The following is a 15,585-nucleotide window of genomic DNA, read 5'->3' as shown; positions in this document are numbered from 1 at the left end:
GGCGTGGCGGCCCTGCGCCTGGTACAGAAACGCCAGGTCGTCGAGAGTCGTGGCGGTGTTGGCATGCTCGTGCCCAAAGGTCACTTCGGCTTCCTTGAGCGCGGCTTCGAAGCGCGGCGTGGCGCTGCGGCAGTCACCCTTGCCATAGGCCGCCTGCCCGGCCTGCATGTGCGCCTTCCACTCGGCTTCGCCCGCCACGGCGCCCAAGCCGCCGCAGGCCAGCCACAGCAGCAAAACCCACCGCCACACTCCGCTCTGTCTCATCCCGCCCCCTTGCAAGTCACTCTGCCCTTTAACCTGATGAAGTGAGCGAACCCAGCTTGCTGGGCATCCCCTCGGCGGTCAGTTTAGACCGAGGCATCCCGAAACGCGCGCAGCACGGTGTTGATGCGAGTTTGATAACCCGGACCTTGTGCCTTGAACCACTCCAGGACATCCTGATCAAGCCGCAGAGAGATCAAAGCCTTGGCGGGCAATGGCTGAAGCCCACACCTGACGATACCGCGAACGATGTGACGAACATCCGCTTCGGGATGGTCTGCGGATACTTTGGACGTAGCCGTCTTTGACTCGAGACGCGCCCAATCAGTTTGTGATTCCATCGTAGTAGATTTGCGTTTCGCGGCGGGTTGCTTTGCGGAAAGAGATGATCCGGATTTCATGTTCGTTCTCCGTGTGCACAATTGAAACAGGAATGCCAGCCAGGAGACCCAATGTCACGAAGCGCTGCTCTGCGTAGGGGGAAGCGATCATCTTCGAAGGTGAACGTGATGCCCCCGAAGACGCTTGGGGCGTCGATGAAATCCAGCCCGTGGCTCTTCAAATTCAGGTTGCGCTTGACTTCAGACCAAGTGAACTCCATGCGTGCATGTGTATATACACAGCGTAGCTTCGTCAAGGTAGTTGCGGCAGCATCGATTGTTTCTTCGGGCAGTTCCTCTTCGAGGTCGTGGCTGGACGAAGCCCAGTGCAGGCGTCCCGTCTGGCGCGAGACGAACGCGGAGTTCCCGGATGGCGCGGCGGCGCTGACCCACTCGAAGGCGGAGAGGAGATCGTCGTAACGGATGCGGGTACGAGATTTCGGTTCGGCGTGCGGTGACGGATTCATGATCGGTCAGCGCCTTTCTCTGACCGCCATCTGCTCGTGCAAGGTCCGCTTTGCCGGCTTGAGCGGCGTGCGGCTGACCGTCCAGCCGGACTGCATCGGCGGCGTCAGCGCGCGGAAGCGCGTTGCCAGCCAGCCGAAAGTGCGATACAGCGCCGGACGCGTATAGAGCGCCGCCCAGCCTGACCAGACGGCGTCCACCAGTCCGCTCTTTGCCGCGCCCTGGCCGAGCATCGGCGTGTGACCGGGGCGCGCGTCGTGCTGCGCTTCGCCGCGCAGGCGAATGAGCAGATCGGGAATCGGGATTTTGACCGGGCAGACCTCGCCGCAGGCACCGCAGAGACTCGAAGCGGTCGGCAGGACGTGCGTCGCCGCCAGGCCCAGCAGGTGCGGCGAGATGATCTCACCGATCGGACCGGGATAGGTGGTGCCGTAAGCGTGGCCGCCGATACGGGTGTAGACCGGGCAGTGATTCATGCACGCGCCGCAACGGATGCACTGCAGCGTCGAGCGTAACTGCTCGTCGCTGTACGCCTGGGTGCGGCCATTGTCGACCAGCACCAGGTGCATTTCGCGCGGCCCATCCTTTTCACCCGGCTTACGCGGACCGCTGATCAGGTTGAAATAGGTGGTGATCGCCTGGCCGGTCGCTGAGCGCGTCAACAGCCCAAACAACGGTGGCACGTGTTCGAGTTTCTCGACGACTTTTTCGATGCCGGTAATCGCGATGTGCACGTCGGGAACGGTGGTGCACATGCGGCCGTTGCCCTCGTTCTCGACCAGGCACAGGGTGCCGGTTTCGGCGACGGCAAAATTCACGCCCGAGAGGCCGATCTCGGCAGTCATGAACTTCTCGCGCAAGACGGCGCGGCCGATACCGATCAGTTCATCGACCGAATCGGTGTAAGTGGCGCCGGGCACTTTCGCGGCGAACAGGCGGGCGATCTCTTCCTTCGTCTTGTGGATCGCCGGCATGATGATGTGCGAGGGTTTTTCGCCGTCGAGCTGGACGATGTATTCGCCCATGTCGCTCTCGAGCGCCTCCATGCCGGCGTCGGCCATCGCGTGGTTGAGCTCGACCTCTTCGCTGACCATCGACTTGCCCTTGACCATCAGCTTCGTCGAGTGACGCCGCGCGATGTCGATGATGATCGCGTTGGCCTGTTCTGCGTTCTCGGCCCAATGCACCTGCACACCATTCTCGGTCAGCTTGCGCTCGAGTTGTTCGAGCAAGTCGGGTAGCCGCGCCAGGCTGTACTTGCGGATGTGCTCGGCAAGCGCGCGCTGGCGTTCGAACAGCGCGGCGTCGGGGAATTGCGCTGCGCGTTTGCCGATCAGAAAATCCATGGCGCCGCGGAAGCTGCGGCGCAGATGCTCGTTAGCGACCGCCGTCGCGGCGCGCTGCTTGAATTCGCTGGCGGGAACGAACTGTAGTGGCTTGGCGTTCATTGCAGATCCTCCTTTTCACCCTCTTCGAGCAACAACAGGACGATCAACTCTTTCGGGCCATGCGCACCATAAGCGAGCGTCACCTGGATGTCGGCGGTCTTCGACGGGCCCGAGACGAGCAGCGCATTGGTCGGCAGGTGCCCGCTCCAGCCCTGATCGGTCATTGCCGCGAAAAGATTGTCGTAAAGCTGCCTCGCATCCAGCAGCGCAAAATGGATCGGTGGCACCAGCGACATCAGACGCGGTTCGCTGGCGTCCGGCCAGATGATCAGCGTGCCGGTCTCGGCAATGCCGCCGCGCGTCGAGGTCAGGCTGGCGTCGGTATCCTGGAAGAGTTCCTTTTTCCACCCCTCGACCGGTCGATCATAAGGTTTCAGCCCGCCGATCCCGGCGGCCTGCAGCGCCGCTGCATGCGACTCGGCGTGCAGCAGCGAACGGACGCCTTTGGCCGCGCAGAGTTCGCGCAGCTTATGCGGCCAGTTGGCGTGCGTCGCCAGCACCACTTCGCCGTGCCAGAAAGCCATCTTTTCGCAGAACAGTTCGATGCGCGCGGCGTGACTGCCGGCCGGCCGGTCAGCGTCGCTGGCGGCGTAAAAAGCATGCACGTCGGGCAGTAGTGGGGTGATGCCCGCTGCTGCCGCGCGCAGGCGTTGCAGGATACGGTCACGCGCGCTCATCGCTGCCCCCTTTCGCCACCGCTACGTTGCCACAGGAAAGTGGCCAGATGCTGGCCCTGCAAGCCGTCCCCACGCTTCTGCAATGTGTGGTTGAGGTTGAGCATGCAGCCACAGTCTGCGGACACGAAGGTCTGCGCACCGGTTTCCTTGATCGCCTCGACCTTGTCGCTGGCCATCGCCGACGAGATCGCCGGGTGCTTGAGCGAGAATGTGCCACCAAAACCACAACATTCGGATTCGTGTCCATGCAGGGCGACCTCGACTCCCGGCAATTGGCCCAGCAGTGCGCGCGCATGCAGGTGCGTACCCATCTCTCGACGGGCAGCGCAGGAGGTATGTAGCGCCACCCGCGCTGGTGCACCCTGATCGATCAGCCGGATCTTGACGACATGCAGAAGAAACTCGGAGAGTTCGAAAATCCGCTCGGCAAGTGCCCTGGCCTCGGACAAGAGGCGTGCATCGTCAGCGAAAATCTTGGGGTAATGGTGACGCATCATGCCGGCGCAGGAACCGGAAGGAACGATCACCGGCCACGCTTCGGGAAACAGGCGCAACTGCGACAGCGCTACCGCACGGGTCTGCCCGGGAAAGCCGCTGCTGTGTGCCGGTTGCCCACAGCAGGTCTGATCGGCAGGAAAATGGACCTCGATTCCCTCGCGTTCGAGCAGGCGAACCGTATCGATGCCGGCCTCCGGACAGAAAAGATCGACCAGGCAAGTCCCAAAAAGATAGACCCTGGCCGGTTTTTCGGGGTATCGGCGGCGGCCTGCTTCTTCCATGGTGGACTCCTCTCGTCGTGGCGAAAAAATGGTAAGACCAATCTAAGACCGCCCGTGCGTTTTGTCAATCTCCGCGCAGCTCTCGGTGCCGGCGAATCGCCCAACCAGGCCTGCCAAGCCGGGGATAACTGGTCAGACCACTGGATTCCTGCCATAATCCCGAGCAGGCCAACCCCATCGACCCACCCGCATGAGTTACAGCAAGCTCAACCTGCCACGCATCCCCGACGCCATCGCTCATCAGCTCGAGACACGCATTCTGGAGGGCTCGCTGAAACCGGGCGATCGCCTGCCGGCCGAACGCGAACTGGCGGTCGAACTGGGAGTCTCCCGCCCGTCACTGCGGGAAGCGATCAAGCAACTGGTCTCGCGCGAGCTGCTGGTCAGTCGCCACGGCGGCGGCACCTACGTCACCGACCGGCTCGCCACCAGTTTCATTGATCCCTGGCAACAATTGATCGATCAACACCCGTCGCTGCAGGATGACATGCTCGAGTTCCGCCATTTGCTCGAGGCGTCGGCAGCCGAGCTGGCCGCACAGCGGGCCACCGACGCTGACCTGCTACGTCTCGATGCAGCTTACGCCCGCCTTGATGCCGCCTATCTAGGCGCAGACCGGAGTGCGCAGGTCGCTGCCGATGTCGCTTTTCATCTGACGGTTGCCGAGTCGGCACACAATGCCTTGTACGGACACCTCCTGGCCAGCGTCCTGCGCCTGCTGCACGAGCATGTCCGGCGCAGCCTCCGGGAGATGGCGGTCAATCCCGACACCGAGCGGCAACTGATGAAGCAGCATCAGGCCATCCGCAATGCAATCGTCGAACGCAGGCCCAAGGCCGCGCGGCGAGCCGCGCAAACCCATATTGACTATGTCCGACAACGCCTCAGCGAGCGTTGATTAACCCTTCTCGCGCATCAGCCGGGCCTTCTCTCGCACCCAGTCGCGCTCTTTTTCGGCTTCCCGCTTGTCGTATTGCTTCTTGCCCTTGGCCAGACCGATCTCGACCTTGATGCGGCCACGCTGGAAATGCAGGTCGAGCGGCAGCAGGGTGTAGCCGGCGCGTTCGACCTGCCCGATCAGTTTGCCGATCTGCCGGCTGTGCAACAGCAACTTGCGGGTGCGAACCGGATCTGGCCTGACATGCGACGACGCCGCCAGCAGTGGCGTGATATGCATGCCGAAAAGAAACACTTCGCCGTTACGGATGACGACATACGCTTCCTTGATGCTCGCCCGGCCACCCCGGATCGCTTTGACCTCCCAACCCTCCAGCGCGATTCCGGCCTCCAGTTTCTCTTCAATGAAGTAGTCATGAAAAGCCTTCTTGTTGGCGACGATGCTCATGGTGCCGTTTCTCGGGTAGTCAGGGTTCGGGAATGCTAGAATTCACGATTCTACAGGATTCACGAGGTATGGCAGCAGATGGCCATGGTCAAGAAATCGGTGCTGATCGAGCATTCGTCGCAACAGATGTTCGACCTGGTCGACCGCGTCGAGGACTACCCGCAGTTTCTGCCCTGGTGCAGCCTGACACGCTGCATCTTCCGCGACGACACGAGAACGATCGCTACCCTGCACATCAACTACCGCAGCGTCAAATCCCACTTCACCACCGAGAACAACAAGGAGTCGCCGTTCTCGATGAACATTACCCTGGTCGATGGCCCGTTTCGCCGGCTTGACGGGGTGTGGCATTTCAAACCCCTCGCTGCGCATGCCTGCAAGATCGAGTTCCAGCTTTCCTACGAGTTCTCCAGCAAGATGTTCGAAAAGGTCATCGGGCCGGTCTTCAGCCAGATTGCCAACACTTTCGTCGACGCCTTCGTGAAGCGTGCGTACGATGTCCATGGTGTGCCGAATGCCTGAGATGCTGACGATCGAAGTGATCTATGCCTTGCCGACCAAGCAGCATCTGGCCAGCCTTCAGCTCCCCGCGGGCAGCACCGTGCGGCAAGCGATCGAGGCGTCGGGACTGCTGCAGAAGTATCCGGAAATCGATCTGGCGAAAAACAAGGTGGGTATTTTCGCCAAGCTCAGCAAGCTTGACGCCACGCTGCGCGATCACGACCGCGTCGAGATCTACCGACCGCTGCTTGCCGATCCGAAGGAAGTGCGCAAGCAACGCGCCGCTGAAGGCAAGATCATGAAAAAAGGAGCCGGTGACAGCGAGGTCGAGTAGCTCGACAACCACTCACTGGCAGAGGACCTGTACGGCCTCGCGGGCTTTGGCAATCTCCTGCGCGCGCTGCGCGTCATCGATGAAGTAGCGTTCGCCCTTGCTGTCGCGCAGCGCCAAGCGTTCGCCGGACTCCAGAACCTGCAAGGCACGGCGGGAAGCCTCGCAGTCTTCCTTCCTTTGCACGTTCATGCGCTGTTCCTTTTCAGCCTTCTCGGCAGCTTCCCGCGAATCCTTCTGACGCTTGCGGAATTCCATCTCGCGGTCAGCCGTCGTCTTGCCGATGGGGGCATTGGCTGCCGGCGTTTCCGCCTCGATCTTGCGTTGCTGCCGAACCTTGCCGCTAGGCGGCAGGTCGGAAATCACGGTACGGTTGTTTTCATCCTGCCATTGGTAGATCTGGGCCTGCGCCGTAAAGGCCAAGAGCACGCTGGCAGCAGTCAATAGGAATCGCTTCATGTTCATTCAATGTGAAAATCGCGTCAGCGACTAATGAGATGAGAATCTCTCCCCCTCGCCTGCAAGCGGGAGCAATGGGTCGGAAGTGAAGGAGACGGTCATGGCTTTCATGGTCTGAGGGGGTTGGGCATGGCCATGACCGTCAGCGGTCAGAGAGCACGCTGTATAATACGTTTTTGTGACCTCGGATCAAAGGCCATGCGTTTAATCCAAAAGGCGCTGACGTTCGACGACGTCCTGCTCGTTCCCGCCCACTCGTCGATCATGCCGCGCGACGTCACCCTCAGGGCACGTCTGACCCGCAACATCAGCCTCAATCTGCCACTGGTTTCCTCGGCCATGGATACCGTCACCGAAAGTCGCCTGGCGATCGCCCTGGCACAGGAAGGGGGCATCGGGATCGTGCACAAGAACCTCAGCCCCAAGGCACAGGCCGCGGAAGTCGCCAGGGTCAAGCGTTTCGAATCCGGCATTCTCAAGGATCCGATCACCGTTCCGCCGAACATGTCGGTTCGTGATGTCCTTGCCCTGACCCATCTGCACAAGATCTCCGGCGTACCGGTGCTCGATGGCCAGACCGTCGTCGGCATCGTCACCAACCGCGACCTGCGCTTCGAAACCCGGCTCGACCAGCCTGTCCGGAACATCATGACCCCGCGCGATCGCCTGGTCACAGTACGTGAGGGGGCCACGGTCGAGGAAGGCAAGGCACTGATCCACAAACACCGGCTGGAGCGCGTTCTGGTGGTCAATGACGCATTCGAATTGCGCGGCCTGATCACCGTCAAGGACATCATCAAGACCACTGAGCACCCGGATGCCAGCAAGGATGCGTCCGGCCGCCTGCGGGTCGGCGCGGCCGTCGGCGTTGGCCCGGGCACCGAGGAACGCGCCGAACTGCTGGCCGAAGCGGGTGCGGACGTACTGGTCGTCGACACCGCGCACGGGCATTCGCAAGGTGTTCTCGACCGCGTCCGCTGGATCAAGAAAAACTTTCCGACGGTCGAAGTGATTGGCGGCAACATCGCCACTGCCGAAGCCGCACTGGCGATGCTTGCGCACGGTGCCGACGGCGTCAAGGTGGGCATCGGTCCGGGTTCGATCTGCACCACGCGTATCGTCGCCGGCGTGGGTGTTCCGCAAATCACCGCCATCCAGATGGTTTACGATGCCCTGCAGGGGAGCGGCGTGCCGGTGATCGCCGACGGGGGCATACGCTACTCGGGTGACATCTCGAAGGCGATTGCCGCGGGTGGCGATGCGGTCATGCTCGGCGGTCTGTTTGCCGGAACCGAAGAGGCTCCCGGTGAAGTGGAACTTTTTCAGGGACGTTCGTACAAGTCGTATCGAGGCATGGGCTCGATTGGTGCCATGGCCGCAGGCGCCGCCGACCGTTATTTCCAGGACGCCACCGCCAATGTCGACAAACTGGTGCCCGAAGGCATTGAAGGACGGGTTCCCTACAAGGGATCGGTGCTCGCCGTCATTCATCAGCTGATGGGCGGCCTGCGCTCGTCGATGGGCTATCTCGGCTGCCGGACGATCGACGAAATGCATGCCAGGGCCACTTTTGTCGAAATCACTTCGGCGGGAGTCCGGGAATCGCATGTTCATGATGTGCAAATCACCAAGGAAGCTCCGAATTACCACATCGATTGAGCAGCAATCGACCATCGGCGGGCGGCAGGAGGCTGCCTGTGTCACCTGAGGCCTGATGATGTCCCATCAAAAAATCCTGATTCTCGACTTCGGCTCGCAGGTCGCCCAACTGATTGCTCGCCGCGTCCGCGAGCAGCAGGTGTATTGCGAGCTGCATCCTTACGATGTCACGGAACAGTTCATTCGCGACTTCAAACCGCAGGGCATCATTCTCTCCGGAGGTCCGAATTCGGTCTACGAGGTTGCGGACTTCAAGGCACCGTCGCAGGTGTTCAAGCTTGGCGTACCCGTGCTGGGCATCTGCTACGGCATGCAAAGCATGGCCGAGCAGTTGGGCGGCAAGGTCGAAAGTTCGAACAGACGTGAATTCGGCTATGCCGAAATGCGCGCGCATGGCCACAGCGCCCTATTCAGGGGCATCGAGGATCGCCGCAATGCCGAAGGTCACGGGTTGCTCGATGTCTGGATGAGCCATGGAGACAAGGTCACCGAATTGCCGCCTGGCTTCCGGGTCATCGGCAGCAACGAATCGACGCCGATCGCGGCGATGGCCGACGAGGAACGCAATTTCTACGCCGTGCAGTTTCACCCGGAAGTCACGCACACTCTCAAGGGCAGGGAAATCATCGGCCGTTTCGTGCGCGACATCTGCGGTTGTGGAAACGACTGGAATATGCCTGATTACGTTGCCGAGGCAGTCGACAAGGTGCGTTCGCAGGTGGGCACTGAAGAGGTGATTCTCGGTCTCTCGGGCGGCGTCGATTCATCGGTCGCGGCGGCGCTGATTCACCGCGCGGTCGGCGACCAGCTGACCTGCGTCTTCGTCGATAACGGCTTGCTGCGCCTCAACGAAGCTGCCCAGGTGATGCACACCTTTGCCCGCAATCTCGGTGTCAAGGTGGTGCATGTCGACGCCACGGTGCAATTCATGGGCCACCTGCAGGGCGTGCGCGATCCCGAACAGAAGCGCAAGATCATCGGCCGAGAGTTTGTCGAGGTTTTCCAGATCGAGGCCAGCAAACTCAAAAACGCCCGCTGGCTGGCGCAGGGAACGATCTACCCCGACGTGATCGAGTCCGCCGGAGCAAAAACCAGGAAGGCACACACCATCAAGAGTCATCACAATGTCGGTGGCCTGCCTGAGCAACTGAACCTCAAGCTCCTCGAACCGCTGCGCGAACTGTTCAAGGACGAAGTACGCGAACTCGGCGTCGCGCTCGGGCTGCCGCACGACATGGTCTACCGCCATCCCTTCCCCGGTCCCGGTCTGGGAGTACGCATTCTGGGCGAGGTGAAGCCCGAATTCACCGACCTGCTGCGCCGCGCCGACGCCATTTTCATTGATGAGTTGCGCGCCGCCGGATGGTACGAGAAGACCAGCCAGGCTTTTGCCGTGTTCCTGCCAGTCAAATCGGTGGGGGTCATGGGAGATGGTCGAACCTACGAATACGTCATTGCCCTGCGCGCCGTCGAAACCCAGGACTTCATGACCGCACAGTGGGCAGAGCTGCCACACCGCCTGCTGGGGAAGGTCTCGAACCGGATCATCAACGAGGTGCGTGGCATCAACCGGGTGGTCTACGACATCTCGGGCAAACCGCCTGCAACGATCGAGTGGGAGTGATTCTGCGGCAGGCAGAGGCCGCGGCCCGTGTTCTGATGCCCAATCGCAAATATGCCGGGAATTGCTCGGTCATTGATGACATGCCCCAATGCTACCGTGCCACATCTCGACGCTATGTGCGCCATGCAAAGGTGCCGTTTTTCAGCGGGTGCGAAACCCGTCCGGAAACTTTCGCTCCGGACGGTAGCAACGGGACCTCACACCCGAACGATACGCACGCTGTCGGTGCTGCCGGCACGCGGTCCGGCCGAGCCGAATACCAGAGCCACGAGATCGCCGTCGCGGACGATGCCAGCAGCGCGCGCAGCGGCAATCGAGAGTCGCAGTTGCTCGCCACGGTCGGCATTCTCGGCGATCAGTAGCGGCTGCACACCCCATACCAGAGAGAGGCCACCAAGTACCGACGTGCCGTGTGAAATGCCGGCAATCTGGACCGTCGGTCGGAATGCCGCAACGCGATGGGCGGTATCCCCGCTGCGCGTTGGGCAAAGGATCGCGGCAACGCCGAGGTCTTCCGCTGCTTGCACCGCAGCGTGCGCTACTGCCCAGGCGACACGGTCGGAGTCGGCGCCGACACTGGCAGCGGGATCAACGCGCTGGCGCGGCCAGCCCTCGGCCGACTCGGCGACTTCACTCATCATGCGCACGGCTTCGTTCGGAAACAGGCCGACGGCGGTTTCTTCCGAGAGCATCAAGGCGTCAGTGCCATCGAGCACCGCGTTGGCCACGTCGTTCACTTCGGCACGCGTCGGTAACGGTGAGCGGGTCATCGACTCGAGCATCTGGGTGGCGGTGATCACCGGTTTGCCCGCCAGATTGCAGAGACGGATGATCTCCTTCTGGAGCAAGGGCACTCGCCGCGCCGGCATCTGGATGCCGAGGTCACCACGCGCGACCATGACCGCGTCGGCAGCATGGATGATGCCAGCGAGGTTGTCAACCGCCATTGCCGTCTCGATCTTGGGAACCAGCGCCGGCCGCAGGCCACGCTTGGGGAGCATGCTGCGCACCCTTTCGACATCTTCGGCCCGGCGCACGAACGAGAGTCCGACAAAGTCGACCTTGGCGGCAATCGCCATCTCGAGTGCGCGTGCATCGCGCACTGTAAACGGCTCGACGTGGCCCTCGGCACGCGGCAGGTGCATGCCTTTACGCGAGCGCAGCATGCCACCGCGAACGACTTCGGTACGCACGTCGTTACCGATCGATTCAAGCACGCGCAGGACGATCTCACCGTCGGCGAGGTAGATGTCGTCTCCGTGACGCACCCAATGCGCCAGGTCGGGCAGGGTCGTGGCGACATGCCCGGCATCCCCCCTGCCATCGTCGCTGCCAGTGAGCAGGAATTCCTGACCGGTCGCGAGTTCTACCGCATCACCAAGCACCACACCACTACGAATTTTCGGGCCAGGCAAGTCAACCAGCACCCCGACGGTACGCCCGAGAATCTGCGCCAGCGCACGCACCTGACGGGCGTTCTTGCTATGCGTTTGCATGTCGGCGTGTGCAGCGTTGAGCCGCACCACGTCGGCGCCAGCCTGAAGCAGCTGCCGCATGGACTCCGGTGAAGCAGTGGCCGGGCCAACCGTCGCCACAATCTTGGTTCGACGCATTAGGCCTCCTCAATCCTTTGCAAAAAAGCGATTCTTCCGCATACCAACGCCTGAGATTTTGATCCAGCGCAAGTTTCACCGCGATCCCGGGGGAAACAGCCAAGCCAGCCTTGCGATGCCTGAAACATTTGCCGTGCGCGCACAGTTCGGGAAACGGGAGTCCATCGGACTACAGGGAATAACTGCAAGAGGGAAATGGGCGGCAAATTCGAGAACTTACCGGGCATCCTCCATGCCATCACCGATTCTGGCGTGCACCCCGGCCAAGGAGGAAAACGGTCATGACTTTCATGATCATCGGGGGTGTCTGGAAAAGTCATGACCATCAGGTGCAACATTCTACCCTAGCGTTGTACGCTGCTCTGGAAACGCCATTCAGGCAGGAGTGGCGGCTTCGCCCTTTGGACCTTGAGGTCCTGCGGGCCCCTTGGGACCCGCCGGCCCCTGAGCACCTTTGGCTCCTGGTGCGCCCTGCGGCCCCGTGGCGCCCTCGTTACCCCGAGGTCCGCCGGGACCCATCGGTCCGGGATCGCCTTTGGGGCCTGCCGGACCAGGGTCGCCCTTGGGCCCTCTTGGTCCAGGCTTGCCCTGCGGCCCCGCCTCGCCCTGCGGCCCTGCCGGCCCTTCCTTCAGGCTAAGTTGTGCGAACTGCTCCTCCAACGCGGCGACGCGATCCTGCAGCAACTGCAATGGATCGACCGTTGCGGTCAGTGCCGTCTTTGCGTCCGCCTGGGCGGACTTTTTCTTTTTCGACAATGTAGGTCTCCTCTCGTAATAGTCAATATGCGCGGAGTCACGCGACCAATAAACTCCGAGCGTAGTAATACGCGCAAAGAAAAGGCCAGTCAATGGGCATATGCGCTGGTATGGCATTAACGCAATTTCTGATCCACCCATCCTGTCAGCTCTGGACTCAAGGTTCCGGCAGCCTTGGCCATGTGCAGGGCATCACGCGCCTCGGCTGAACGTCCCTCGACCTCCAGGGCCAAGGCCAAACCCAGCCACCAGCGGCCATCACCGGGTGCCACCCGGGTTGCCACCCGATAATGTTCGGCCGCTTCCTTGTGGCGCCCGAGGCGTTGCAAAACATGTGCCGTGACTCCCTGATAATCGGCATTATTTTCTGCCGCCGGAAGCGAATGATGAAGCGTTTGCCAGGCACCGGCGAGATCTCCGCGATCGATCTGCAAACGCGCCAGCGTCATTGCCCAGCCGACCTGCTCGGGCTGACCGAGCAATCCTTCCTGCAGTACCTGCACTGCTTCATCCGGCCGTCTGGCTTCAAGCAGGAGCCTGACCAGTACCTGTCGGGAGGCCGAATGAGAACCGTCCAGTCGCAGCACCTTATGCAAACCCTCCATGGCTTCCGCCAGCGCCCCCTGATTGAGCAAGGCAATGGCCTTGCGGTACTCGGTCTCGGGACGGTCAGGTGACGAAACAAAGGTATCGGTTTTCTCGATGATCGGGATTCTGGCCGATCTGGTCGCCCCCTGCGGCGCCAGCCATGGTAATGCAGGCAAAGTCTGCTCGATTGCAGCCACCTTGCTGCGGTCAGCGGCGAATTCACTTTCTGGTACAACAGAGGCTGCGGGAGGTTTCGCTTCGCTCTGCTGCGCTGGCAGCAATCCCGATGAGTCGGTGCTCCTCTGCGGGCTGCCAGCCATTGCCGCCGATCCTGTCGGGGCCGCCGGACCGGCTTCAACGCCTTTCGGAGGCTCGGCCACAAGCGGTACAAGAGGTGGCGGAGAAGCAGCCGTCACCGCGGCCGGTGCGGGCGCAAACGAGGGGGACGACACTGCCTGCCACGTCTCCCAGTAATGGAAAGCAAACCCGCCAGCCAGAAAAGCCAGTAACAGCATTCCCAGGAGCAGCGGCAGACGTGAAGCCTGTGGCTTCGGCAAAGGACGCACGGCATTCGGCAGGGTGCCATCCACGCCCTGGGCCGCTCTACGCGCATCAAGATCCTGCAGCATCTGGTTGAGCAGGCTCATGGACATCTCATCGACATGATTATCCCCAAAACCACCCGACGCGGCGTGCGCCCTCGGTATCCCTGCGTGCCATCCTGATGTGGCGCACCTTGACCAACTGGCGACCTTCGCCAAAAACCGACAGCAGTGACTTGTGTGCCAGAATGTTGATCAGGCGTGGCGTTCCACCACTGGCCCGATACAGTGCTCGTATTGCCGCGAGGGTGAACAGGCCCTCGCCCCGGTAACCGGCGACCCGCAGGCGGTGCGCCAGATAGTTCCCGATCTCGCTGTTTTTCAGCCCCCCCAGGCGGTAGTGAAAGGCAATCCGCTGAAGCAGTTGTCGTACTTCCGGACGGTGCAGCTTTTCATCCAGTTCCGGTTGACCGAAGAGGGCGATCTGTAACAACTTGCATTTTTCGGTCTCCAGGTTCGACAACAGGCGCAAGGCTTCCAGCGTTTCAAGCGGCATCGCCTGCGCTTCGTCGATGCAGACGAGCACGCGTTTTTTCATTTGCGCATGCGCAAGCAGCAGATGGTTGATCCGCCGCATCAGATGATACTGATCCAGGCCACCCGCGTCATCGATGCCCAACTCTTCGGCCAGCGCGAGGAACAGGGTATTCGGCGCCAGATTGGGATTGGGCAGATACGCACTCACCCAGCTTTCGTCAAGCGTCTGCAACAGCCGACGACAGAGCAATGTCTTCCCGGTGCCGACTTCGCCGGTGATCTTGACGAACCCCTCCCCCGCATCCAGTGCCAACAGCAGAGTGTTGAGCGCTTCCTGATGATGCTGGACCGAATAGGCAAAGCCGGTATCCGGGGTGATTCCGAAGGGCAGCTCGGTGAGACCGAAATGATTCAGATACAACGTCGGCTCCGCAGTGACGACATCGTTACTGGCCGGTTTGCGGCGGCCGGGCAAGGCGCGGATCAAGTTGCTGGATTCGACCCTGGGTCTCGATCAGGTCGTCCTTCCAGCCTGAGTCGTTGCGGATGATTGTCGGCTTGATGAGAATGACCAGTTCGCGTTTCCTCAGATGACTGTCACGCGTTCCGAACAACAATCCCCAGGTCGATGAAGTGGTCGTACCGGGAAAGCCGTTGGCGTCTGACACCTGTTCCTGCTTCATCAAGCCGCCGATGGCAACGATGTTGCCGTCCTGGACCCGCACCACGCTGTCGGTTTCATTGACCGCACTGTTGGCCAGCGGCAGCGTAAACACCCCCAGAGTGCCGAGGTCAATGACTTTCTGCTTCTCCTTCACCAGGCTGATCGACGGGTGAATATGCAGGACGATATTGTTCTCGCCGTCAATCTGAGGCGTCACATCCAGGGCAATGCCCGAGAAGAAAGGCTGCAAGGTAATGTTCGGCGTGGTCACGTTACTGTTTCCGGTCGAGGTAACCGTGGAACTCACATTGGTGACAAAGAATTCGTCGATGCCGACCTTGAGCACCGCTTTCTGATTATTGATGCTGGCAATTCGCGGGCTCGACAACACCTGAACATTGCCCTGGGTTTCCAGAAAATTCAGCAGCGCCGCAAAGTTGGCGCTCTGAAAGGCCAGTCCGAAAAAACCGTTTCCCAGTCTGGTCGTGGCAGCAATCCCGCCGGCCCCGGGCAGAACGCCCACCCCATTGCCGAATATCCCGCCCGCTCCGCTTTGCACTACATTCGACGCATCGAATCCTGCCTTGTTGGGGGTGTTCAGAACGATTCCCGGCTGAACCGCCCCATAGGCAAAACGGTTTTTGCTGCCACCAAAGTGGTTCCAGTTAACACCGGACTGGAACTCCTGGTTCAGTTCCACCTCGATGATCTTGGCTTCCAGCATCACCTGCCGCTCAACGATCAGCTGGGTAATGCGCAGGAAGTTCTCGACCGATCGAATTTCTGCAGGAAAAGCCTTGACCAGAACCACCCCGGAACCTGGGCTGACAATCACTGCACGTCCGTCCTGGGAACCGACCATGCTGGTCAGCGCATTGGTCAGATCATGCCAGAAGTCGCTGGTTTGTGTCGTCGAGATATGGCTGCTCGGAGGCGTCGAGCCTGATCCCGTTCCT

Annotated in this window: 16 protein-coding genes and 1 pseudogene; 6 read left to right on the top strand and 11 right to left on the bottom strand. The window is 61.1% G+C overall.

Annotated elements, in window-relative coordinates; all coding sequences use genetic code 11:
* Window positions 1–3: 3 nt before the first annotated feature.
* On the top strand, window positions 4–309 hold the full coding sequence (locus CAPSK01_RS13770) for a hypothetical protein (RefSeq protein ID WP_273703694.1): 306 nt from the start codon (window positions 4–6) through the stop codon (window positions 307–309).
* Window positions 310–347: 38 nt separating this feature from the next.
* Here CAPSK01_RS13770 and CAPSK01_RS13765 read toward each other — a convergent pair whose 3' ends face one another.
* The 5 genes and pseudogenes from CAPSK01_RS13765 to CAPSK01_RS13745 form a co-directional block, all read right to left on the bottom strand.
* The gene (locus CAPSK01_RS13765) at window positions 348–662 is read right to left on the bottom strand and encodes a BrnA antitoxin family protein (RefSeq protein WP_273703693.1); all 315 of its coding nucleotides are present in this window, start codon (window positions 660–662) and stop codon (window positions 348–350) included.
* Window positions 586–862 (bottom strand): annotated as a pseudogene (locus CAPSK01_RS13760) (BrnT family toxin). Before CAPSK01_RS13760 ends, CAPSK01_RS13765 begins: the two are co-directional and overlap by 77 nt.
* Window positions 863–1,114: 252 nt before the next feature.
* Window positions 1,115–2,554, bottom strand: coding sequence for a LutB/LldF family L-lactate oxidation iron-sulfur protein (locus CAPSK01_RS13755; protein ID WP_034927706.1), 1,440 nt, complete (start codon window positions 2,552–2,554; stop codon window positions 1,115–1,117).
* Complete coding sequence (locus tag CAPSK01_RS13750; RefSeq protein ID WP_034927703.1) at window positions 2,551–3,231, bottom strand: lactate utilization protein; 681 nt, start codon at window positions 3,229–3,231, stop codon at window positions 2,551–2,553. Before CAPSK01_RS13750 ends, CAPSK01_RS13755 begins: the two co-directional genes overlap by 4 nt.
* On the bottom strand, window positions 3,228–4,010 hold the full coding sequence (locus CAPSK01_RS13745; protein WP_034927701.1) for a (Fe-S)-binding protein: 783 nt from the start codon (window positions 4,008–4,010) through the stop codon (window positions 3,228–3,230). The genes CAPSK01_RS13750 and CAPSK01_RS13745 overlap by 4 nt, the downstream gene beginning before the upstream one ends.
* A gap of 190 nt (window positions 4,011–4,200) precedes the next feature.
* On the opposite strand from CAPSK01_RS13745, the gene CAPSK01_RS13740 reads away from it, so the two are divergent.
* Window positions 4,201–4,908 (top strand): FCD domain-containing protein, encoded by a 708-nt coding sequence (locus tag CAPSK01_RS13740; protein WP_034927848.1) that lies wholly within the window; start codon window positions 4,201–4,203, stop codon window positions 4,906–4,908.
* On the opposite strand, the gene smpB is transcribed toward CAPSK01_RS13740, so the two are convergent.
* A complete protein-coding gene (gene smpB, locus CAPSK01_RS13735) occupies window positions 4,909–5,355 on the bottom strand; it encodes an SsrA-binding protein SmpB (RefSeq protein ID WP_034927699.1) in 447 nt (148 codons plus the stop codon).
* Window positions 5,356–5,433: 78 nt separating this feature from the next.
* Here smpB and CAPSK01_RS13730 point away from each other — a divergent pair, with 78 nt between their 5' ends.
* Window positions 5,434–5,877, top strand: coding sequence for a type II toxin-antitoxin system RatA family toxin (locus CAPSK01_RS13730; RefSeq protein WP_034927698.1), 444 nt, complete (start codon window positions 5,434–5,436; stop codon window positions 5,875–5,877).
* Window positions 5,870–6,190, top strand: a complete 321-nt coding sequence (locus CAPSK01_RS13725) for an RnfH family protein (protein ID WP_034927695.1) — start codon at window positions 5,870–5,872, stop codon at window positions 6,188–6,190. The genes CAPSK01_RS13730 and CAPSK01_RS13725 overlap by 8 nt, the downstream gene beginning before the upstream one ends.
* A 12-nt stretch (window positions 6,191–6,202) precedes the next feature.
* Here CAPSK01_RS13725 and CAPSK01_RS13720 read toward each other — a convergent pair whose 3' ends face one another.
* On the bottom strand, window positions 6,203–6,646 hold the full coding sequence (locus CAPSK01_RS13720; RefSeq protein WP_034927692.1) for a DUF4124 domain-containing protein: 444 nt from the start codon (window positions 6,644–6,646) through the stop codon (window positions 6,203–6,205).
* A 198-nt stretch (window positions 6,647–6,844) separates the two neighbouring features.
* Here CAPSK01_RS13720 and guaB point away from each other — a divergent pair, with 198 nt between their 5' ends.
* Both guaB and guaA read left to right on the top strand, forming a co-directional pair.
* Complete coding sequence (gene guaB, locus CAPSK01_RS13715) at window positions 6,845–8,305, top strand: IMP dehydrogenase (RefSeq protein ID WP_034927690.1); 1,461 nt, start codon at window positions 6,845–6,847, stop codon at window positions 8,303–8,305.
* Between the two features lie 58 nt (window positions 8,306–8,363).
* Entirely contained in the window at window positions 8,364–9,929 is a 1,566-nt protein-coding gene (guaA, locus tag CAPSK01_RS13710) for a glutamine-hydrolyzing GMP synthase (RefSeq protein ID WP_034927845.1), read from the top strand.
* A 197-nt stretch (window positions 9,930–10,126) separates the two neighbouring features.
* Here guaA and pyk read toward each other — a convergent pair whose 3' ends face one another.
* The 4 genes from pyk to CAPSK01_RS13685 form a co-directional block, all read right to left on the bottom strand.
* Entirely contained in the window at window positions 10,127–11,542 is a 1,416-nt protein-coding gene (pyk, locus tag CAPSK01_RS13705) for a pyruvate kinase (protein WP_034927688.1), read from the bottom strand.
* A gap of 872 nt (window positions 11,543–12,414) precedes the next feature.
* A complete protein-coding gene (locus CAPSK01_RS23000) occupies window positions 12,415–13,533 on the bottom strand; it encodes a tetratricopeptide repeat protein (RefSeq protein ID WP_273703692.1) in 1,119 nt (372 codons plus the stop codon).
* A 19-nt stretch (window positions 13,534–13,552) separates the two neighbouring features.
* Window positions 13,553–14,386 (bottom strand): AAA family ATPase, encoded by an 834-nt coding sequence (locus tag CAPSK01_RS13690; RefSeq protein WP_034927835.1) that lies wholly within the window; start codon window positions 14,384–14,386, stop codon window positions 13,553–13,555.
* A 25-nt stretch (window positions 14,387–14,411) separates the two neighbouring features.
* Window positions 14,412–15,585: pilus (MSHA type) biogenesis protein MshL (locus CAPSK01_RS13685; protein WP_273703691.1), on the bottom strand; the 1,174-nt coding region annotated here is incomplete at its 5' end.

The organism is Candidatus Accumulibacter vicinus (assembly GCF_000584955.1).
Lineage (GTDB): Bacteria > Pseudomonadota > Gammaproteobacteria > Burkholderiales > Rhodocyclaceae > Accumulibacter > Accumulibacter vicinus.
Note: the sequence above shows the minus strand (reverse complement) of the source record. Positions and strands in the feature narration are given on the sequence as shown.